We start from the raw sequence: 19,935 nt of genomic DNA, 5'->3' as shown, positions 1-19,935 counted from the left end.
TACCCTCGTAAACGGGAGGGTGTCAAGACGTTTCCAACACATTGACGTCAGCCAGCGGAGATCGGAAAGCATGTCCCAGACAGCCAGCATCAAAGACGTTGCCACTCACGCCCAGGTAGCAGTGGGAACTGTTTCCAATGTGCTGAACTATCCGGACAGGGTTTCGCAGAGGACCAAGGAACGCGTCCTGAAATCCATCGCTGAGCTCGGCTTCGTCCGCAACGACGCCGCCCGCCAGCTCCGCGCCGGTCAGAGCCGCACTATCGGCCTGATCGTGCTGGACGTTGGAAACCCGTTCTTCTCCTCCGTGGCTCGCGCGGCGGAAGATGCGGCGACCGCCCTGGGAAGCGTGGTGCTGGTTGGCGACAGTGGGCAAGATGCCTCCCGGGAAGCCCACTACATGGACCTTTTCCAAGAGCAGCGTGTCCAAGGCCTGCTGATCTCGCCCGTTGGTGATGTGGGGGCGCGGATCGACACCCTCCGCGAACGCGGTGTGCCCACGGTCCTGGTGGACCAACTCGCGGACACCGATCGCTGCAGCTCAGTCTCCGTTGATGACCAGGAAGGAGGGTATCTGGCCGCCAAACACCTGCTGGACCTGGGCCGCCGTCGTCTGGCCTTTGTTGGTACGCCTTCCATCCGCCAGGTGGCCAGCCGACTCAAGGGCGCGCAGCGTGCCGTGGGAGAGGTGACCGGCGCCAGCATTGAGGTGCTCGACTCCGCCGGGCAGACAGTTCTTTCCGGCCGACAAGTGGGCAACAGCCTGGTGGAACGCTCACCGGAAGAGCGGCCCGAAGCCGTGTTCTGCTCCAACGACCTCCTGGCGCTCGGCGTCATGCAATCCTTGACCATGCTCCGGACGGTGAAGATTCCCGAGGACATCGCGCTCATTGGTTACGACGACATCGATTTCGCCATCTCTGCCGTGGTGCCGCTCTCTTCCATCCGGCAGCCCACTGAGGCACTGGGCCGGACCGCCATCGAATTGCTCGCGGAGGAGCAGGAGAGCGGCGGAACCAAGCACCGGTCCGTGGTGTTCACTCCCGAGCTGGTGGTCCGCCAAAGCACTGCCGGCGCTTAAACTCGGCCGCGACGCACCCAACTAGGTAGCAGATCAGGCCGTTCTGAGCGTTCAGAACGGCCTGATCTGCTACCTACATGGTTCAGTTACAGGGCGTAGATGCTCCAGGACGCCGTGTGCTCTGCCCCGGGTTCCAAACGGATCAGGTCCGTGCCGCTGTTGAAGGCATCCGGCGGACACGTCATGGGCTCCACGGCAAGGCCGAGCCGGCCTGGAATCGGCGCCGGCTTATCAGCCGTATGAATCTGCAGCCACGGGCAGCTTTCGTCCCAGGACATCCCGACGCCGGAACCTCCGACGCCGGTGCCCGCCGGGTCCCGCAGCGACAACCGCGCCAGACCGCCGTCGAACGTTATTCCTGTGAAGGCGTGGTCGATTTCGGTGCTGCCGATAGCGCGCGGGGAACGGAAGTCGAAGGCGTGGCCTTCCGTCGGTGCGGTATCAATGGGCAGCAACCTGTCCGGCGTGACCTCAAGGAACGAGTCAGCTGCGAACTCAAGGATCCACTCATCCAGCGGGGAGGATCCGGCCACGAGGTACGGGTGCGGGCAGACGCCGTAGGGAGCAGCGACGTCGGCCACGTTCCGGGCTGTGACGGACGTGTGAAGCCCGGCGTCGTCCAGCGTGAACCGGGCTGAAAGCTCCAGTGCAAACGGGTATCCCGCTGTGGGACCCACGGTGCACGTCAAGGTCAGCGACCCGGCGTCGGACTCTTTCGCTACCCATTCGAGCGGGAAGGCGAGCCCGTGCAGCGACGTTTGCCGCTCAGGTTCGTTGACCGGCAACTGGTGATCGACGCCGTCGAAACTGTATTTGCCGTCGGCGATCCTGTTGGGCCACGGCGCAGCGATGATGCCGCGGTAGTCCGGGATCGGACCGCCCTCCGCAAACGGGACAACGAGGTCCCGGCCCTCAAACTGCAGAACGCGCAGCGCCGCCGCTCGGGCGGTCACAACCGCTGTGTAACCGCCCGCGCTCAGCGTAAATTCAGTGCTCACAGGCCGCCGGCCAGCCTGTAGTAGGCGGCGTTCCAGTTGAGTTCCTTCTTGAACTGTTTGATGGTGGTGCCCTCATCGATGGTGAGAAGTTCGGTTTTGGCGATTTCGGCGAAGTCCTCGAACACGTCCAGACCCACCTGCGTGGACAATACCGTGTGGTGTGCGGCGCCGGCAGTGAGCCACGCGGCGGCGGAGGTGGCGAAGTTGGGCTTCGGCTCCCAAAGCGCGCGGGCCACGGGCAGATTGGGGAGCGGCTGGTCGAGATCGACGACGTCCACCACGTTCGCGACCAAGCGGAAGCGGTCGCGCATATCGGACAGCGCGACGACGATGCCGGGGCCGGCGTCGGTGTCGAAGACCATGCGGACGGGGTCTTCCTTGCCGCCGATGCCCAGCGGGTGGATCTCCACGCGCGGCTTTGTGGCGGTCAGCGAGGGGCAGACTTCGAGCATGTGTGCGCCCAGAATCTTTTCGCCGCCCGGTTCCAGGTGGTAGGTGTAGTCCTCCATGAGCGAGGCGCCGCCGGGCAGGTCCCCGCCCATGACTTTGGCGGCGCGGACCAAGATGGCGGTCTTCCAGTCGCCCTCGGCGCCGAAGCCGTAACCGTCGGCCATGAGGCGCTGGACGGCCATGCCCGGCAGCTGGCGCAGGGCGCCCAAATCCTCGAAGGAGGTGGTGAAGGCCGCGGAACCGTTGGATTCCAGGAAGCTGCGCAGTCCCAGTTCGATCTTGGCGCTGTACCGCAATGATTCGTGGCGGGCACCGCCTGCTTTCAGCTCCTCGGCCACCTCGTAAAGGCGCTCGTACTCGGCAACCAAGGCGTCGACGTCGGACTCCGCGGCCCCATGGACAGCCTCGGCGAGCTCGTTGACGGACCACGTGTTCACCGATACGCCGAAGCGAAGCTCGGCTTCGGTCTTGTCGCCTTCGGTGACGGCGACGTTGCGCATGTTGTCGCCGAAGCGGGTCAGTTTCAGCGTGCGGACGGCGGCCCAACCGGCCGAGGCGCGCTGCCACGCACCAACCTGGCGGGCGACCTCGGGGTTGCTGACATGCCCGACGACGGTCTTCCGCGGCACGCCGAGGCGCGACTGGATGTACCCGAATTCGCGGTCGCCGTGGGCTGCCTGATTGAGGTTCATGAAGTCGAAGTCGATGTCAGCCCACGGCAGGTCCCGGTTGGCCTGGGTGTGGAGGTGCAGCAGCGGTTTGCGGAGCAGGTCCAGGCCTTGGATCCACATTTTGGCTGGGCTGAACGTGTGCATCCACGCGGTCACGCCGATCACGGAATCATCGGCGTTGGCTTCCAGTGCGGTGCGGCGGATGGCGTCGGAATCGGTGAGGACCGGCTTCCAGACGAGTTTGACGGGGACGTCGCTGTTGGCGTTCAGGGCGTTGGCGATCTCCTGTGACTGCGCTGCGACCTGCTTGAGGACGTCCTCCCCGTAGAGGTGCTGGCTGCCGGTGAGGAACCAGACCTCGTACTGACCCAGGGAAGTGTTATTTGCGGAAGTGTTGGTGGCGCTGGGCATTTCGTGGCTCCTGGGGTGCTTTGAGTTTCGAGTGGCTTCTGGTTGTCCGCGCTGGCGGCGACGTTGTCCGGAGAAACGGCCGGACTGACCGCGTTAGCGGCCGTAAACGTTCTGGTAGCGGTGATAGAGGGAGTCGATCTTCGCTTGGTCGATGGGCAACGGCTCGCCCAGTTGGCGGGAGATATGGACCGTCCTGGCAACTTCCTCACACATCACTGCGGCTTTGACTGCGCTGCGAGCGTCCTTGCCGATAGTGAAGGGGCCATGGTTCTGCATGAGGACCGCCGGCGAGTTGGAGTTCTTGAGCGTCTCCACGATGCCCTGGCCGATGGAGTCGTCGCCGATCAGCGCGAACGGTCCCACGGGAATGGATCCGCCGAATTCGTCGCCCATCATGGTCAGTACGCAGGGGATTTCCTCACCGCGCGCAGCCCAAGCCGTTGCGTAGGTGGAGTGGGTGTGGACTACACCGCCTACCTCGGGCATGTGCCGGTAGACATACGCATGCGCGGCGGTATCCGAGGAAGGGGAGAGATCCGGGTTGCCCCAATCTAAGGTGCCTGCACTGCCGGTGTTCATCCCCCGCACAGGTGTGCCATAAAGATCGGTGACCACCATGAGCTCCGGTGTGAGCTCGTCGTAGGAGACGCCCGAGGGCTTGATGACCATGAGATCGTGCCCGGGGATGCGGCCCGAGACATTGCCAGCGGTCCACACCACCAGTTCGTAGCGGGTCAGTTCGGCGTGGAGTTCGCAGACTTCCTTGCGGACCCGCGCGATGGTTTCCAAAAGGGCGCTCATGCGGAGGCTCCTTCCAGGGTGCTGGACTGGGTGGGCGAGCCCTGGGTTCCTGGGCCCTGCGGTCCTGAACCCTGCTCTCCTGAGCCCCGAATTGCGGCTCGTTGGATGGCCTTGAGGCGGTGCATCACGTTATTGGTGCCCCGGCCGAAGTAGTCGTGAAGTGTCTTGTATTCCTGGAACAGGACCTCGTAGGCGGCCACGTTTTCGGGGATGGGGGTGTAAACAGCTCCGGGGGCTGCTGCCATGGACGCCGCCGCTTCACGGATGTCCTTGTATTTACCTGCAGCAACAGCGGCGTGGATGGCCGAGCCCAACGCGGGGCCCTGTTCGGATCCGATGGTGGAGAGTTGGAGGCCGGTGATGTCTGCGTAGACCTGCATCAGGAACGTGTTCTTCAGGAGCCCGCCGGCCACGATGAACTCCTTGACGGGGACGCCGGAACCGCGGAAAGCATCCACGATGGTGCGGGTTCCGAAGGCCGTGGCTTCCAGCAGTGCCCGGTAGCTGTCTTCGGGCTTGGTGGCCAGCGTTTGGCCCACCACAACCCCGGAAAGTTCGTGGTCCACCAGTACCGAGCGGTTGCCCGAGTGCCAGTCCAAGGCGATCAGGCCGTGCTCGCCAATGGCTTGCTTCTCCGCGAGTTCGGTGAGGTATTCGTGGATGCCCAGGCCTTTATCCTTGGCGGCCTGGTGGTATTCGGGTGGGACGCCGTTCTTAGTGAACCAACCGAAGATGTCGCCCACTCCGGACTGGCCTGCTTCGTAACCCCACAGCCCGTCCACGATGCCGCCGTCCACTACTCCGCACATGCCCGGGACTTCACGGAGGACGTCGCCGTTCATGACGTGGCACGTGGACGTACCCATGATCGCGACGAGCTGTCCCGGTTCAACAGCATTCGCGGCCGGTGCGCTGACGTGGGCGTCCACGTTGCCCACGGCCACGGCGATGCCCGCTGGAAGTCCGGTCCAGGCCGCCGCTTCGTCGGTGAGGTACCCCGCGGCGTCGCCCAGGCGCCCGATGGTGTGTTCCAGCTTTTCGGACACGAAGCCCTTGAATTCGGGGTTGAGCGCTGCAAGGAAGTCCTCGGACGGGTACTTTCCGTCCTGGAAGATGCCTTTGTATCCAGCCGTGCAGGCGTTGCGGACGTAGCTGCCGCAGAGCTGCCAGACAATCCAGTCAGCAGCCTCCACCCAGTGATCCATGGCCCCGTAGACTTCCGGATCTTCTTCGAGGAGCTGCAGCCCCTTGGCGAACTCCCATTCGGAGGAGATCAGGCCACCGTAGCGGGGAAGCCAGGACTCGCCGCGTTCTTCGGCGAGCTGGTTGATGCGGTCCGCCTGTGGCTGGGCCGCGTGGTGGCGCCACAGCTTGACGAAGGCGTGCGGCCGGTCCGCGAAGCGTTCCAACTCGTTCAGCGGCGTGCCGTCTGCCGTCGTCGGAACCATGGTGCACGCGGTGAAGTCAGTGGCGATGCCCACTACGTTGGCCGGGTTGATACCGGCGTCAGCGACGGCGGCCGGTACAGCATTGCGCAGGACGTCGCGGTAGTCGTTGGGCACCTGGAGTGCCCAATCGGCGGGAAGGCGTTGGTCGGAGCCCGGGAGTTTTTCTGTCACCACAGCGTGCGGGTATTCGAAGACTCCGCTGCCGATCTCGGCTCCGTCAGATACACGCACCACGACGGCGCGGCCGGACAGGGTTCCATAGTCCACGCCAATGACGAACTGCTCGTCCAGCGGGATGTTTTCAGAGGTATTCATGGGGTCTCCATCCGGCTGGCCAAGGCCTCATTGCCGGGGGTCGGGGTGGAAAAGTGAAGAAGGTCTGATGCAATTGTTAGCGCTCACAACTTTGATGTCAAGAGCAGGCCGCATGGAACGGGTAGTTATGACGGGATCAGCCTCTGCCGCAACCAAGTAGGTCGCAGCAGATGCCGTTCTGAGCACTCAAAACGGCATCTGCTGCTACTCAGTTGGGGGCGGGGGCCGTGGTGGATCGGACCACCAGACGCGGCGCCACCGTGGCAGGCGTGCCGGTTGAGCCGCTCTCAAGCCGATCCAACAGCAAGCCGATGCAGCGCCGGCCGAGTTCCTCGAAGTCCTGCGCCACGGTGGTCAATGGCGGTATAAAGTAGGCCGATTCCGGTTGGTCGTCAAAGCCCACCACGCTAATGTCCTCCGGAACCTGGACGCCCACTTCATTGAACGCCCTGAGGACCCCGAGCGCCATCTGGTCATTGGCGACGAAGAGCGCTGTCACGGACCGGTCAGTAGCAATCTTCAGTCCCTCCCGGTATCCGCATTCGGCGCTCCAGTCGCCCTCGATGAGAGTCGCAGGCTCAATCCCGGCCTCGCCCAGGGCATCCCGCCACCCTTCAATGCGGGCAGCGGCGTCAATCCAATCAGCGGGCCCGGACAGGTGGCCGATCCGCTCGTGCCCAAGTTCCAATAGATGCTCGACGGCGAGCTGCGCACCGTGCCGCTGGTCAACGGTGGCACCGGTTAGGTGTTCATCGCCGATGGATCCCACGGCAACCAAAGGTACTTGTGCGGTGATGTCTTTGAGGACGTCAAAAGTCCCCGGATGGGGCACCGTTACTACGATGCCGTCTACGCCTTGGTCCATGAAGTGCGCTATGGCGTCCTTGATGGTTTCCGGTGTTACTTCCCGCAGGCCGGCAACGCTCACGAAGTAGCCCGCATCCCTTGCTGCCTGTTGCACCCCGAGGAGCGTGTGGGACGGCCCGTACTGCGCCATTTCACTGCCGAGCACGCCAATGGTCTGGGATCGGCGTGTGACCAGGCTGCGGGCGGCGGTGTTCCGACGGTACCCCAGCTCGGTGATGGCCTGCTCCACGCGCTCGCGGGTCTTGGAGCTCACGTTGGGGTGGTTGTTCAGGACCCGGGAGACGGTCTGGTGGGAGACACCTGCCACGCGGGCAACGTCCTCCATCACGGGAGGCCGGGTGGATGCGGAATGTTCAGTGCTCACCCTGTCACGATAGAGCACCCGCAACGTTGATCAGCCCTTGGCCACCTTGGCGGCGTAATGGCGGTACCTCGTGAGGAACTCCGGATTTCCGGCGCCATTCTGGTGGTGAACGTCGATTCCCTCAAGAGGCCATGACGGCAACGTGCCAGACAGAATGCCTGCAGCTTGCCGGGCGGCCCCGTCCGCCACATATTCTCCGGGTTCGGGGACGAACACCGGCAAACCAAAGGCTGCGGCTGCGATCTGCTGAACTGCCGCCGATTGCGCACCGCCGCCCACCAGGATGATGCGCTGGGCTGAGACGCCCTGTGCCTGCAATGCTGCAAGGCCGTCTGCCAGTGAACACAGCACGCCCTCGATGGCGGCCCGGGCCAGGTTGGCAGGAGTGTAGTTGGAAACCGTGATGCCGTGGAGGGAGCCGGTGGCGTCCGGCAGGTTGGGTGTCCGTTCGCCCTCGAAGTAGGGGACGAGGGTCAGCCCTTCGGCGCCTTCGGGCGCTGACAAGGCCAGGGTGCCCAGTTCTGCCAGCGTCACCCCCAATAGTGCAGCTGTGGCGTCGAAGATCCGGGTCGCATTGAGCGTGCAGGCCAGTGGAAGGTAGTTTCCGGTGGCGTCCGCGAAGCCTGCCACGAGTCCGGTGGCGTCCTGAGGAGGAACATCAGATACCGCGAATACTGTCCCCGATGTTCCGATCGAGATAACAACATCCCCGACGTCGGCACTCACACCCAATCCGGCTGCCGCATTGTCGCCAGCACCAGGCCCGATCAGCGCACCGCCAGGTGTCTTGCCCGCAGCTTCCAGGGGCCCGACGACGACGGGCAGCACGGGAACGTGTCCAAGGGTGTTCTTGAGGACCTCCGGCAGATATTCGCCGCTGCCGGCCGAGAAATAGCCCGTGCCGGAAGCGTCCGAGCGGTCCGTGCGCAGGAGTTCCAAGGAAGAAGGACCACTGCCGGGTCCGTTCCCGGCCAAGCGCCAGGACAGCCAATCGTGGGGAAGGCACACGGCTGCGGTCCGTCGTGCGTTCGCGGGTTCGTTCCGTGCCAACCATCGGAGCTTGGTAGCCGTCAATGATGCAACAGGCACGGTTCCGGTGGTCGATGCCCAGAAGGAAGCTCCGGCTGAGGCATCGCCCTTGCCGGCTTCGATGATCAGATCTTCCGCGTCAGGCGCAGAGCGAACGTCGTTCCACAATAAAGCCGGGCGGACGACGTCTCCAGACTCGTCCAGGCACACCATGCCGTGCTGCTGGCCGCCGACTGACACGGCGTCTACGTCTTGCAAGCCGCCTGCCTGTGCGATTGCTTCCTGCAGGGCCGACCACCAATGCTCCGGATGGACTTCCGTGCCTTCGGGGTGCGTTGCCCGGCCTTGACGTACCAGGGCGCCGGTGACTGAGTCCCGGATGACCACTTTGCAGGACTGGGTGGAGCTATCGATCCCGGCTACGAGAGGCATGCGTCTGTTCCTTAGGAGGACCGCCGCCGGGCTGGCAAGGAATCTCTGAAAGAAATCCTTGGGCCCGGCGGCGGGGTTGCGGTGGGTGGAGTGTCCTAGCGGGCGCCGAGCAGGTGCTCGATGGCCAGCTGGTTAAGGCGGACGAAAGCGAACGAGCGCTCGGCGGCCTTATCGGCGTCGAACGTGTCGTAGGCGGTGGCGTCAGCCAGCAGATCCGCAGTGGTCTCTCCGGCGCTGAGCGTTGACTCGCCGAGTTCGAACACGCCTGAGGTAGCGAGTGCTTCCTGCACGTCCGCGTCTGCTCGGAAGGCCAGGGCGCGTTCCTTCAGCAGGAGGTACATGGACATGTTGGACTTGGCCGACTCCCACACGCCGTCGTAACCATCGGTGCGGGAGGGCTTGTAGTCGAAGTGGCGGGGGCCGTCGTACTTGGGGCCGCCGTTGGGGAAGCCGTTCTCCAGCAGGTCCACCGTGAAGAAGGCGCTGGTGAGGTCTCCGTGGCCGAAAACGAGGTCTTGGTCGTACTTAATGCCGCGCTGGCCGTTGAGGTCGATGTGGAAGAGCTTGCCCGCCCACAGGGCTTGGGCGATGCCGTGGGTGAAGTTCAGCCCAGCCATCTGCTCGTGGCCAGTTTCCGGGTTGAGGCCCACGATGTCGCCGTGTTCCAGCTGCGCGATGAACGCCAAGCCATGGCCGACGGTGGGGAGGAAGATGTCGCCGCGGGGTTCGTTCGGCTTGGGCTCGAGGGCAATCCGAAGGTTGTAGCCCTTCTCCTTGATGTAACCGGCTGCGGTGTCCACGCCTTCCTTCATGCGGTCCAGCGCTGCGGAGAGGTCCTTGGAGCCGTCGTATTCGCTGCCTTCACGGCCGCCCCACATCACGAAGGTCTCGGCATCCAGTTCAGCGGCAAGGTCAATGTTCCGGAGGATTTTGCTCAGTGCAAAGCGGCGGACGGAGCGGTCGTTCGAGGTGAATCCGCCATCCTTGAACACGGGGTGGCTGAAGAGGTTGGTGGTGACCATGGGCGTCTTCAGGCCGGTCTCGGCCAGGGCTGCCTTGAAGTTCTTCAGGATGAGGTCGCGCTCGGAGGCCGTGGCATCGAAAGGGATGAGGTCGTTGTCATGGAACGTGATGCCGTAAGCACCAAGCTCAGCAAGCTTGTGGACAGCCTCCACGGGATCCAATGCCGGACGCGTAGCTACGCCGAAGGGATCGGCGCCGGTCCAGCCGACAGTCCAGAGGCCAAAGGTGAAGCGGTCCTGCGGGGTGGGCTGCGGGGTCATTTTTGCTCCTTTGCAAAGCACTGGGGAAGAACTTGAAGAAGTGCATTCCAATTAGTTTTCAATCTGAACTATATGGGGGATGATGGATCATGGTCAATGGAAGCCGGAAAATTTCTTCGAATCTGCAGGAAGGTCCCACGCCAGTGAATGAGCAAGCCGCGCCCGGGCGCGTAGGGGACGTCCGCCGTCGGAATCTTTCCTTGGTGATGGACTCCATCGCGCGGACCGGGGATGCCAAGCCAAGCCGCGCCCAATTGGCCGCCGGAACCGGGCTCACCAAGGCCGCGGTTTCCAGCCTGGTTGCCGATCTTGTGGAGTCCGGGCTGGTATCCGAAGTGGGCCTTTACCGCGACGGCGAGCGGGGGCGCCCCGGCCAGGGCTTGGAACTAAGCTCGCGTCGCGGCGTGGTGGGCATGGAGATCAACGTGGACTATCTGGCCGTTGGGCTCGTGGACCTGGGTGGTAACCTCCGCTTCCACTCAACAGTCGAATCGCGCAACCGTGGACTGGCGCCCGAAAAGGTCATGGAACGCTTGGGCAGCCTGGCTGCCGAAGCCATCGCTGCCGCGGCCGCAGCGGACATCTCAATCCTGGGCGGCGGCCTGGCGGTGCCGGGCCTCGTGGATGAGCAGCGCAACGTGGTCCTCTCCGCTCCCAACCTCCACTGGGAGCATGAGGAACTGAACCCGCGGTCCCTGCTGGAAGACGCGCCACTGGGCGTCAGGCTGTCCAACGAAGCCAACAGTGCCGCCCTCGGAGAGCTTTGGTACGGCAAAGGACAACCCGACTTCCTCTATGTTTCAGGCGAGGTCGGCGTGGGCGGCGGCGTTATTATCGGCTCCGAGCTTTATACCGGGCCAGGCGGTACGGCGGGCGAACTCGGCCATATTGTTGTCCACCCGGATGGGCCTGCCTGTTCCTGCGGCGGGGCGGGGTGCTTGGAAACCTTCGCGGGCCAGGAGGCCATTTTCGAGGCGGCAGGGATCCCGGAAGGCTCACTCGGCGTGCGCACGGAACTACTTCTGGCGGCCTTGGCTGCTCAGGAGCCGCGGGCCACTCAGGCGGTTCACGACGCCGGGAGGTACTTGGGCGTCGCGCTGGCCTCGTCGGCCCGCTTGATGGACATTGAGGCCGTAGTCCTCGGCGGGCACTTTGCTGTTCTGGCTGAGTGGCTCAGGCCGTCGTTGTTGAGCAGTTTGGAACGCTACGCCCCTGGTCTGCTTGATCCGGCTAATCTGACAGTTTCCGTTCTGGAGCATTCCGGAACGCTCCTCGGCGCTGCGGGCCAGGTGATCCGGTCCGTGATTGAGTCGCCGTTCGAGTTCCTGCTGGCAAGCAAGCTGGCCTGAGTGGGACTTGGATCCGCGATAATCTTCCGGAGTCGTGGGCGTTAAATCTGCGTGGGTCCTTCCGAAGTAATCATCAGTATGCTTACTATTGATGATCAGTTCTTCGCGAAAACTACCCCCACGGACGAGTGCCCCATGACTACACAAGACTCAGCCCAAAGCAGCACAGCCAAGGCGCAGACCGCTCCTTCCCCGGAAGAGTCGCGTAAGCCGGACAATCCCAACGATCTCGCAAAACCCACATGGATGTATATCGCCAAGCGGACCCTGCGCGAATTCATCAAGGATCAATGCCCCGACGCCGCGGCCGGTCTCACCTACTACGCCGTCCTCTCGCTGTTTCCCGCGCTCCTGGCGCTGGTTTCACTCATCGGAATCTTCGGCGATGCAGGGAAAACCACCTCGTCCCTGCTGGACATCGTGCAGCAGTTCGCGCCTGGGCCGGGTGTGGACGCAATGCGCCAACCCATCCAGGAGCTGACGCAGTCCAGCGCCGCCGGCTTCACGCTGATCATCGGAATTCTCGTGGCGCTATGGTCCGCCTCCGGCTACGTGAACGCTTTCAGCCGGGCCATGAACCGTGTCTACGAGGTAGACGAGGGCCGTGGCTTCATCAAGTTGCGCGGCACCATGCTGGCCGTCACCGTCGTCGCCGTCGTGGGGGCAGCGCTCGCCGCAGCCATGCTGGTCCTGAGCGGGCCGGTGGCGGAAGCCATAGGTGGTGCCATCGGATTGTCGGAAACGTTCCTGACCGTCTGGAACATCGCCAAGTGGCCGGTCCTCCTGGTGCTGGTGGTGGCCATCATCGCTGTGCTCTATTACTTCACGCCTAACGTCAAACAGCCCAAGTTCCGCTGGATGAGCATGGGTTCGCTCATTGCACTGGTGATTTTCGCCCTAGCATCGCTGGGGTTCGGCTTCTATGTGGCGAACTTCAGCAATTACAACAAGACCTACGGCGCCCTGGCTGGCGTGATCATCATGCTGCTGTGGCTTTGGATCCTGAATATGTCCTTGCTGTTCGGCGCCGAATTCGACGCCGAAATGGAGCGGGGCCGCCAGCTGCAGGGCGGTATTGAGGCCGAAGAGACCATCCAATTGCCCCCGCGCGACACTAAGAAGAGCGACAAGGTGCAGGAAAAGGAAGACCAAGTCATTCGCGACGGCGAAGAAATCCGTGAAACCCACGGCGACGAACCGCATAAGGATAAGTAGCCGAAATGGATATCTCCGTAGTGGACGACTCAGCAGTGGGCGACAGTGCCCGGAACGCCAAGCTCAAGTCCATCAAGAATGGCGACACGGTACAGATCAACGGTGAAGTTTTTCAGGTCCGAGCCGTGGAACCCCAAGAGGGCTCACGGAACATCAGCCTGGAACTGCAAGCGCACGACGGCGGTTCGGTCACCTTTATCGGGTTGCCGAAAGCCAAGGTGCAACTCGCTGCGCGAGCCTCCTGAATCCGGGCCTCGTCAATCCGGCCAATCCTAGGGTTTCACTTCCGGTCCGGCCGCACTCGTGCCATGGTTTCACCATGCAAACGGTGTATGAGGCGGCGGGCGGTGCGGACTTCTTCCTGGCTCTGGCCACGGCTTGGCATGTCAGGGTGGTCGAGGATGAGGTGGTGGGGCACGCGTTCCGGCACGGGGTTCACCCCGAGCACACGCAGCGGCTGGCCGCCTACTGGAGCGAGGCCTTGGGTGGCCCGCCGCTGTACTCGGGCGCCTACGGTGACGAAACATCCGTGGTGAGGATGCACAGCGGGAACGGTCCGCATCAAGAGATGAACCTACGGGCTATCGAGTGCTTTGACCATGCGCTGACGGACGTGGAGGTGGTGGATGATCCGCTCCGCGCAGTCCTGCATGATTACTTTGCCTGGGTTACTACCAACACCATGGCGCGCTATGAGCGTTCAGCGGACGAGGTCCCGGCCGGTCTCCGCCTTACCAAGTGGTCCTGGGACGGACGCATAGGGTTCTGAAGGCTCAGGCCTCGGCGGGGAAACCTTGATCGGCGTCATCCCACCAGCCCTCCAAGGCGCTGGAGGTCAGGACTTACAGCTGACACAAAAGGCGAGCGTGCGGTCACCACCTTCTTTGAAACTTAAAGCTCCGCGGACACGCCCACAATGCGGCGTGTCCACCGATGCCAGAAATCAAAGTGGGTGGTAGCCGCACCCTCCCCGAGCCAGCCACGCTGAAATATGGGTGGCACAGGACAGCAAAAAGCGGGCCCCTGCCGTGACCTTGGCAAGAACCCGCTGGTTTTGGAGCGATCCTCCCGCGGCGCTTAGGGCATCCGCGGGAGGATCACGTTGTTAGGCGAACGGGAGGACGAGCTCCGCGTAGCGCTGCTTCATGGTTTCCAGGACGCTGTCCCCATCGGCATCCCAGATTTCCTGGTTGAAGATCTCAACTTCAATGTCGCCCTTGTATCCGGCGTCCCTGACCCAGGTGCCGATGGTGGCGAAGTCAATGACGCCGTCGCCCATCATGCCGCGGGACAACAGTGCGTCCGCAGCGATGGGCAGGTTGAAGTCGCACACCTGGTAGGAGGCAATGCGGTTCTCGCGGCCGGCGCGGTCGATCTGCGCCTTCAGTTCCGGATCCCACCAGACGTGGAAGGTGTCGACGGCGACGCCAACAGCCTTTGCGTCGTACGGCGCGGCGAGATCCAGTGCCTGGCCAAGGGTGGAGATGAGTGCGCGGTCAGCGGCGTACATGGGGTGCAGGGGTTCCAGCACCAGCCGTACGCCGTTTTCGGAAGCGAAAGGAACGAGTTCCTCGAGGCGGTCGGCCACGCGCTGGCGGGCAGCGACGACGTCCTTCTCACCCGGAGCGAGCCCGCCGACCACCAGGAACAGCTCCTGGGTGTCCAGCGCTACTGCTTCGCGGACGGCATCGAAGTTGTCAGCGAGTGCGGCAGCCTGGCCTTCAGGGTCGGCCGCCGTGAGGAATCCGCCGCGGCACAGCGAGGAAACGCGGAGTCCGGCGTCCTTGATGAGCTTGGCTGCTTTGTCCAAGCCTGCCTCGGCCACGCGGTCACGCCACGGCCCGATCGCGGGGATGCCGGCGCGGGCGCAACCGTCAACGGCTTCGGCGAGCGTCCACTTTTTGGTGGTGGCGCTGTTCAGGGAGAGTCGAGAGAAATCGGAGCTCATGCGCCCACCCCGTTGATCCGCAGGAAGTCCGACATCCGGAAGGCTGCCAGCGAGGGATCCTTCAGCAGACCGGCCTGGTCTGCCAGTTCGAACGTCTTGGCCAAGTGGAGGACTGAGCGGCCCGAGTGCAGGCCACCCACCATCTGGAAGCCGGGCTGCTTGCCGTTGAGCCAGGACATGAACGCGATGCCGGTCTTGTAGTAGAAGGTGGGTGCGCTGAAGATGTGCTTTCCGAGCTCGCGGGTGGAGTCCAGGATGGCGCGCCCTTCGGCGCCTTGGCCGGCGTCGTACTTCTGCAACGCGACCGAAGCGGCCGGGTAGATGGCAGCGAAGATGCCCAGCAGGGCGTCCGAGTGGTGCGTTTGGTCGCCGTCGATCAGTTCCGGGTAGTTGAAGTCGTCGCCGGTGTAGAGGCGGACGCCCTCGGGCAGGTTGGCGCGGAGGGCCACCTCATGTGAAGCGTCCAGCAGCGAAACCTTCACGCCGTCAACCTTGTCCGAGTGTTCGCGGATCAGGCTGAGGAACGTTTCGGTGGCGACGGAGACGTCGTCGGAGCCCCAGTAGCCAGCCAGTGCGGGGTCAAACATGGTGCCGAGCCAGTGCAGGATGACGGGCTGGTCCACTTCCTGAAGCAGCGTGGAGTAGACGTGCAGGTAGTCGTCGGCACCATTGGCAACCTTGGCCAGGGCGCGCGATGCCATGAGGATGACTTTGGGGCCAGCCTCACTGACGACGGCGATCTGCTCACGGTAAGCGTCGATGACGGCCTGGATGCCTGCCGCGCCCTCAGGGAGGGTGGCGATGTCCAGCTGGTCAGTGCCCGCGCCGCAGGAAACGAGGTCCCGGACGGACTTGCCGGCGATGGCGGCGTTGCCCGCTGCCACGACGGAAGCGGCCTCGGCGCCGGTGCGCTTGATGAGCTGCTGGGTCGCGGCCCAGTCCAAGCCCATGCCACGCTGTGCGGTGTCCATGGCGTCGGCAACGCCCAAGCCATAGGACCACAGCTCGTGCCGGTACGCCAGGGTGGCGTCCCAGTCGAGCTGCGCCGGGGCGCCGGGGGTGTTGTCCGCGGAGACCTCAGGGATGACGTGTGCTGCGGCGTAGGCGCGGCGGGCCGTCAAGGGAGCGGTCGGCTTGGCCCATGATGTGGCTGCCTGAAGGCGGTACTCGCGGGTGCCGCCGTCGTTGGTGGGAAGTATCAGTGACGTCATTAGAGGGTGATCTCCGGGATGTCGATGGTGCGGCGCTCAGCCGAGGACTGCAGGCCGAGTTCGGCCAGCTGCACGCCGCGGGCTGCGGAGAGCAGGCCGAAGCGGTGCTCGCGGCCGGCGACGACGTCGCGCAGGAATTCTTCCCACTGGAGCTTGAAGCCGTTGTCCAGTTCGGCGTTGGCGGGAACTTCCTGCCACTGGCTGCGGAAGGATTCCGTGACGGGCAGGTCCGGGTTCCAGACGGGCTTGGGGGTGTGGGCGCGCTGCTGCGCAACGCACTTGTTCAAACCGGCGACGGCGGAACCGTGCGTGCCGTCGATCTGGAACTCAACCAGTTCGTCGCGGTAGACGCGAACTGCCCAGGAGGAGTTGATCTGGCCGATGACGTCGTCGCCGCCCGGGGTTTCGAGTTCGAAGATGCCGTAGGAAGCGTCGTCGGCGGTGGCCTTGTATTCCTTGCCGGCCTCGTCCCAACGTGCGGGGATGTGCGTGGCGGTCTTGGCGTTGACGCTCTTGACCTTGCCGATGATGCCTTCAAGGACGTAGTTCCAGTGGCAGAACATGTCCGTGGTCATTCCGCCGCCGTCTTCCTTGCGGTAGTTCCAGGACGGACGCTGTGCAGCCTGGACGTCGCCTTCGAAGACCCAGTAGCCGAATTCGCCACGGATGGAGAGGATGCGGCCGAAGAAGCCTTCGTCCACGAGGCGGCGGAGTTTGACCAGGCCTGGGAGGTAGAGCTTGTCATGCACAACGCCTGCGGTGACGCCGGATTCCTTGCCGATCTGGGCGAGCTCGATTGCCTCTTCCAGGGTCTCGGCCGTGGGCTTCTCGGTGAAGATGTGCTTGCCGGCGCGCATGGCCTTCTTCAAGGTGGCGGCGCGGAGGCTGGTCATGGAAGCGTCGAACACGATGTCCACAGTGGGATCGTTGATGACGGCGTCCAGGTCAGTGGACCATTCGGAGACCTTGTGGAGCTCGGCGAGCTCGCGGATCTTGGCTTCATTGCGGCCAACCAGGATCGGTTCCACCTGAACCTTGGTGCCGTCTTCGAGGGTGAAGCCGCCGGCATCGCGGATGGGGAGGATGGACCGCAGCAAGTGCTGGCGGTAGCCCATACGGCCGGTGATGCCGTTCATGGCGATACGGATCGTCTTTGTTTCGAAGCCCATGTTTTCTCCAGTGCCTTGTGTGCCGGCCGCTGAGCGTTGCCGGTGCTTACGCATGTCTTGTGGGAAAGCGCATTCCCGTTGCAATCGATCATGCACCATGGCGCGCCGTGTTGGCAAGCGCTTTCCCAAAATTCCAAGAGAACTGCCATAATTTCCTTAGCGCCAGTCCCGACGCTTGCAGAAAAGGAGGGCCCCGTGGCCGCCAGCACATTGAGTGAAGTTGCCCGTTTGGCCGGGGTCTCCCTGGCCACAGCATCCCGGGTCCTTAACGGCTCCACCCGCAAGCCCGCCGAGGACATCGCCGAGCGCGTCCGCGAGGCCGCCGACAAGCTGGGATATGTTCCCAATGCGCAGGCACAGGCGCTCGCAAAGTCCAGCTCAGGACTGATCGGCCTGATAGTCCACGACATTGCCGATCCCTACTTCTCCGCCATCGCCCGCGGCGTCCAGGAAGCCGCCCGCCAACAGAACCGTATGGTGCTGCTGGCCAGCACCTCCGGCGCCCCGCACGACGAAAAAGAGGCAGTAGCCGCGTTCGCTGCCCGCCGTGCCGACTCCATCGTGATCGCCGGCTCGCGCTCCGTCCGGGCCGAGGACAAGCAAGGCAACATTGAGCTGGCGGCCGAGTTGGACCGCTACTGCCGCAATGGCGGGCACGTGGGAGTGGTGGGCCACCCGGTAGTTGGCGCATCCACCACCGAGGGCTATCACGTAGTGAAGGTCCCCAATGAAGAACTTGCTGCCGGCCTGGCCGCCGAACTGGCCGCCACCCACGACGGCGAATTCCTGATCGTGGCCGGCCCTGAAGGGCTCTACACCTCCGACGACCGGGTCCGCGGATTCCAGCGCGGACTCGCGGACGCCGGCAGGCCCGCAGCGGAAATCATCCGCACCGGATTCAACCGCGCCGGGGGATACGAAGCCGGCCTGGCGCTCGCAGACCGGATCAAGGAGTCCCCGGAAAGGCTCTGCATCTTCGCCGTGAACGACGTCATGGCCATCGGCGTTACCGCCGCGCTCCGACCCGAAGGCGTGTGGATTCCCCGGGATGCCACCATTACTGGTTTCGATGACATTGAAACCCTCCGCGACTTCCGGCCCGCTCTTTCAACCGTGCATTTGCCGCTCGAGGACATTGGACGCCTCGCCGCAGGAGATCCTGACACCCCGCCCGTCAGCGGCGCGGTCAAGCTCCGTCGCAGCACTGAAACTCCGGTGGAATCGCAGGTATGACCGCCGCGGAGGCAGAGGCAGAGGCAGAGGCGCAGGCGGAGGCGGAGGCGGAGGCGCAGGCGGAAGCTGAGGCGCCCCGCGCGCTCACGGTGATTCCCGCCGTCGGGCCTTCCGATGTGGCGGCGCCAGCAGTCCTGGTTCTGCCCGGCGGAGGCTACGCGAAAACGGCCGATCACGAGGCCGAACCTGTGGCGGAGTGGCTCGCTTCGCTGGGAATCCACTCGTTCGTGCTGCGATATCCAGTGGCACCGCAACGGCATCCCGCGCCGTTGCGCGCAGCCAAGCAAGCAATGATCTGGATCCGCAACGGAGGGCATGGGCTGAAGGTTGATCCCTCGCGTGTGGGCGTCCTTGGGTTTTCGGCCGGTGGGCATCTTGCCGCTACTTTGTCGGTGCAGGTGCCGCCGGACGATCCTGCGCTGGACGGCAGCGAGTCAGTTCCGGACCTCAGCATCCTCTGCTATCCGGTCATTTCCTTCGTGGATTCGGCGCACCAAGGGTCAGTGGACAACCTGGCCGGTGAGGGAGCAGGGCCGGAAATCCTGCGGCAGCTCTCAACGGAACTGCACGTCACGCCGGCTACGCCCCCGGCGTTCCTCTGGCACACGGCTGACGACCAATCTGTCCCTGTCAGCCACAGCCTTGCATATGCGGACGCGCTGAGCCGGGCCGGTGTTCCGGTGGAGCTTCACGTCTTCCCCAGCGGTATTCACGGGATTGGTTTGGCCCTGGGAACACCCGGTGCCGAGCAGTGGACCGCGCTCTGTGCCGCGTGGCTTCGCCGGAGGGGTTGGGCTGCGTAGCCGGGTCTGGTCCTCGCCGAAAGAGTTAGTCCTCGCCCAGGGTGATGGTGTGCAGGAAAGCGGCGTCGTTGAGGACATTCTCCGGAAGGTCTTCCTCTACGAATTCCAGCATGATGTCCATGTCCTTGCCGTTGCCCCGGAGGACGTCCGTGACGGTCTGCCACAGCAGTTTCCGGTTGCGCAGCGGGAAGCGCTCGGCCTCCGGCCCCCACGAGAAACAATGCACGCCCACTACATGCGGCAGGACCTGGTGGAGGGACTCCAGCGCCTGCTGGTCTGAAAGTCCGACGGCGGGCTGCCAGTAAGTGCCGACGTTGGCGTGGTTGACCCGGTTCAGGAGGTCGAGGGTGGTGGCGGGGGAGTCGGTGAGAGTGTTCCCGTGATACTCGAAAGCAATGGCTACCCCGCGTTCGGCGGCCAGATCAGCAATGCGTTGCGTGTCCTTCACCACTGCGTCCCAGTGCTCCTGGCTCGCGCCGGCCGAGCCCAGTTCCCCGGCCCACACCCGAATTCTTGGAGCACCCAAGGCTGCGGCAAGGTCCAGTGGCCTGCCGAAGTCCCCAAAGGCCCCGCAACGGTAGTACGAGCCGAGCGATAGGACTGTCAGTCCGGCGGCTTCTGTGGCGTCCTTGGCGTGCGCGGCTGAATCCCCATCGCTCACGTGGACGTCAGTGCCCCACTCGATGCCGGCCAGGCCCGCACTCGAGGAAATTCGGACCACCTCGTCGATCCCGTGCGCGCGAAGAGTGACGGAACAAATGCCCGGCGTGAGGTCAGCCAGCGTGGTGAGGTCGATCATCCTCCTAGGATAGCGGGAATGCGCTTACCCGGTAAGGGCGTATCGCTGTTGAACTCTC

Annotated in this window: 18 protein-coding genes; 7 read left to right on the top strand and 11 right to left on the bottom strand. The window is 63.9% G+C overall.

What is annotated here, in order from left to right; genetic code table 11:
* Window positions 1-70: 70 nt before the first annotated feature.
* Window positions 71-1,081 (top strand): LacI family DNA-binding transcriptional regulator, encoded by a 1,011-nt coding sequence (locus tag CQ020_RS13185; RefSeq protein WP_105692250.1) that lies wholly within the window; start codon window positions 71-73, stop codon window positions 1,079-1,081.
* Window positions 1,082-1,167: 86 nt separating this feature from the next.
* Here the strand turns inward: CQ020_RS13185 and CQ020_RS13180 are convergent, their stop codons facing one another.
* From CQ020_RS13180 to xylA, 7 genes are all read right to left on the bottom strand, one after another.
* Window positions 1,168-2,079 carry an aldose 1-epimerase family protein gene (locus tag CQ020_RS13180; protein ID WP_105692249.1) on the bottom strand — a complete coding sequence of 304 codons (912 nt, stop codon included), beginning with the start codon at window positions 2,077-2,079 and terminating at the stop codon, window positions 1,168-1,170.
* Window positions 2,076-3,611 carry an L-arabinose isomerase gene (araA, locus tag CQ020_RS13175; RefSeq protein ID WP_105692248.1) on the bottom strand — a complete coding sequence of 512 codons (1,536 nt, stop codon included), beginning with the start codon at window positions 3,609-3,611 and terminating at the stop codon, window positions 2,076-2,078. Before araA ends, CQ020_RS13180 begins: the two co-directional genes overlap by 4 nt.
* A gap of 93 nt (window positions 3,612-3,704) precedes the next feature.
* On the bottom strand, window positions 3,705-4,412 hold the full coding sequence (locus tag CQ020_RS13170; protein ID WP_105692247.1) for an L-ribulose-5-phosphate 4-epimerase: 708 nt from the start codon (window positions 4,410-4,412) through the stop codon (window positions 3,705-3,707).
* The gene (gene araB, locus CQ020_RS13165) at window positions 4,409-6,175 is read right to left on the bottom strand and encodes a ribulokinase (protein WP_105692246.1); all 1,767 of its coding nucleotides are present in this window, start codon (window positions 6,173-6,175) and stop codon (window positions 4,409-4,411) included. The genes CQ020_RS13170 and araB overlap by 4 nt, the downstream gene beginning before the upstream one ends.
* A 208-nt stretch (window positions 6,176-6,383) precedes the next feature.
* Window positions 6,384-7,367, bottom strand: coding sequence for a LacI family DNA-binding transcriptional regulator (locus tag CQ020_RS13160; protein WP_105692245.1), 984 nt, complete (start codon window positions 7,365-7,367; stop codon window positions 6,384-6,386).
* Between the two features lie 69 nt (window positions 7,368-7,436).
* Window positions 7,437-8,867 carry a xylulokinase gene (locus CQ020_RS13155; protein WP_105692244.1) on the bottom strand — a complete coding sequence of 477 codons (1,431 nt, stop codon included), beginning with the start codon at window positions 8,865-8,867 and terminating at the stop codon, window positions 7,437-7,439.
* A gap of 95 nt (window positions 8,868-8,962) precedes the next feature.
* On the bottom strand, window positions 8,963-10,150 hold the full coding sequence (xylA, locus tag CQ020_RS13150) for a xylose isomerase (RefSeq protein ID WP_105692243.1): 1,188 nt from the start codon (window positions 10,148-10,150) through the stop codon (window positions 8,963-8,965).
* Window positions 10,151-10,293: 143 nt separating this feature from the next.
* Between xylA and CQ020_RS13145 the strand changes: the two genes are divergently transcribed.
* From CQ020_RS13145 to CQ020_RS13130, 4 genes are all read left to right on the top strand, one after another.
* Window positions 10,294-11,499, top strand: coding sequence for an ROK family transcriptional regulator (locus tag CQ020_RS13145; RefSeq protein WP_181151874.1), 1,206 nt, complete (start codon window positions 10,294-10,296; stop codon window positions 11,497-11,499).
* 135 nt (window positions 11,500-11,634) lie between these two features.
* Complete coding sequence (locus tag CQ020_RS13140) at window positions 11,635-12,714, top strand: YihY/virulence factor BrkB family protein (RefSeq protein ID WP_105692242.1); 1,080 nt, start codon at window positions 11,635-11,637, stop codon at window positions 12,712-12,714.
* A 5-nt stretch (window positions 12,715-12,719) separates the two neighbouring features.
* Window positions 12,720-12,959, top strand: coding sequence for a hypothetical protein (locus tag CQ020_RS13135; RefSeq protein ID WP_105692241.1), 240 nt, complete (start codon window positions 12,720-12,722; stop codon window positions 12,957-12,959).
* 74 nt (window positions 12,960-13,033) lie between these two features.
* Entirely contained in the window at window positions 13,034-13,483 is a 450-nt protein-coding gene (locus CQ020_RS13130; RefSeq protein WP_105692240.1) for an oxidoreductase, read from the top strand.
* 336 nt (window positions 13,484-13,819) lie between these two features.
* On the opposite strand, the gene CQ020_RS13125 is transcribed toward CQ020_RS13130, so the two are convergent.
* From CQ020_RS13125 to CQ020_RS13115, 3 genes are read right to left on the bottom strand one after another with little or no spacing between them, the layout of a single operon-like run.
* Window positions 13,820-14,662 (bottom strand): sugar phosphate isomerase/epimerase, encoded by an 843-nt coding sequence (locus tag CQ020_RS13125; RefSeq protein ID WP_105692239.1) that lies wholly within the window; start codon window positions 14,660-14,662, stop codon window positions 13,820-13,822.
* On the bottom strand, window positions 14,659-15,873 hold the full coding sequence (locus CQ020_RS13120) for a dihydrodipicolinate synthase family protein (protein WP_105692238.1): 1,215 nt from the start codon (window positions 15,871-15,873) through the stop codon (window positions 14,659-14,661). Before CQ020_RS13120 ends, CQ020_RS13125 begins: the two co-directional genes overlap by 4 nt.
* Window positions 15,873-17,042 carry a Gfo/Idh/MocA family protein gene (locus tag CQ020_RS13115; protein ID WP_024818371.1) on the bottom strand — a complete coding sequence of 390 codons (1,170 nt, stop codon included), beginning with the start codon at window positions 17,040-17,042 and terminating at the stop codon, window positions 15,873-15,875. The genes CQ020_RS13120 and CQ020_RS13115 overlap by 1 nt, the downstream gene beginning before the upstream one ends.
* Before the next feature lie 195 nt (window positions 17,043-17,237).
* On the opposite strand from CQ020_RS13115, the gene CQ020_RS13110 reads away from it, so the two are divergent.
* The gene (locus CQ020_RS13110) at window positions 17,238-18,275 is read left to right on the top strand and encodes a LacI family DNA-binding transcriptional regulator (protein WP_105692237.1); all 1,038 of its coding nucleotides are present in this window, start codon (window positions 17,238-17,240) and stop codon (window positions 18,273-18,275) included.
* Window positions 18,272-19,078: an alpha/beta hydrolase gene (locus CQ020_RS13105; protein ID WP_105692236.1), complete on the top strand. Its 807-nt coding sequence runs from the start codon at window positions 18,272-18,274 to the stop codon at window positions 19,076-19,078. The genes CQ020_RS13110 and CQ020_RS13105 overlap by 4 nt, the downstream gene beginning before the upstream one ends.
* A 25-nt stretch (window positions 19,079-19,103) precedes the next feature.
* On the opposite strand, the gene CQ020_RS13100 is transcribed toward CQ020_RS13105, so the two are convergent.
* Complete coding sequence (locus CQ020_RS13100; RefSeq protein WP_105692235.1) at window positions 19,104-19,877, bottom strand: sugar phosphate isomerase/epimerase; 774 nt, start codon at window positions 19,875-19,877, stop codon at window positions 19,104-19,106.
* Window positions 19,878-19,935: the final 58 nt, after the last annotated feature.

The organism is Arthrobacter sp. MYb23 (genome assembly GCF_002979775.1).
Classification (GTDB): domain Bacteria; phylum Actinomycetota; class Actinomycetes; order Actinomycetales; family Micrococcaceae; genus Arthrobacter.
The sequence above is the reverse complement of the archived record's forward strand: the minus strand, read 5'-3'. Positions and strand labels throughout refer to the sequence as shown.

Coding starts and splice junctions, on each gene's coding strand:
- CQ020_RS13125 (WP_105692239.1), bottom strand. CDS start 14,662: ATGAGCTCCGATTTCTCTCGACTCTCCCTGAACAGCGCCACCACCAAA.
- araA (WP_105692248.1), bottom strand. CDS start 3,611: ATGCCCAGCGCCACCAACACTTCCGCAAATAACACTTCCCTGGGTCAG.
- CQ020_RS13140 (WP_105692242.1), top strand. CDS start 11,635: ATGACTACACAAGACTCAGCCCAAAGCAGCACAGCCAAGGCGCAGACC.
- araB (WP_105692246.1), bottom strand. CDS start 6,175: ATGAATACCTCTGAAAACATCCCGCTGGACGAGCAGTTCGTCATTGGC.
- CQ020_RS13100 (WP_105692235.1), bottom strand. CDS start 19,877: ATGATCGACCTCACCACGCTGGCTGACCTCACGCCGGGCATTTGTTCC.
- CQ020_RS13160 (WP_105692245.1), bottom strand. CDS start 7,367: ATGGAGGACGTTGCCCGCGTGGCAGGTGTCTCCCACCAGACCGTCTCC.
- CQ020_RS13155 (WP_105692244.1), bottom strand. CDS start 8,867: ATGCCTCTCGTAGCCGGGATCGATAGCTCCACCCAGTCCTGCAAAGTG.
- CQ020_RS13115 (WP_024818371.1), bottom strand. CDS start 17,042: ATGGGCTTCGAAACAAAGACGATCCGTATCGCCATGAACGGCATCACC.
- CQ020_RS13135 (WP_105692241.1), top strand. CDS start 12,720: ATGGATATCTCCGTAGTGGACGACTCAGCAGTGGGCGACAGTGCCCGG.
- CQ020_RS13185 (WP_105692250.1), top strand. CDS start 71: ATGTCCCAGACAGCCAGCATCAAAGACGTTGCCACTCACGCCCAGGTA.
- CQ020_RS13120 (WP_105692238.1), bottom strand. CDS start 15,873: ATGACGTCACTGATACTTCCCACCAACGACGGCGGCACCCGCGAGTAC.
- xylA (WP_105692243.1), bottom strand. CDS start 10,150: ATGACCCCGCAGCCCACCCCGCAGGACCGCTTCACCTTTGGCCTCTGG.
- CQ020_RS13105 (WP_105692236.1), top strand. CDS start 18,272: ATGACCGCCGCGGAGGCAGAGGCAGAGGCAGAGGCGCAGGCGGAGGCG.
- CQ020_RS13170 (WP_105692247.1), bottom strand. CDS start 4,412: ATGAGCGCCCTTTTGGAAACCATCGCGCGGGTCCGCAAGGAAGTCTGC.
- CQ020_RS13130 (WP_105692240.1), top strand. CDS start 13,034: ATGCAAACGGTGTATGAGGCGGCGGGCGGTGCGGACTTCTTCCTGGCT.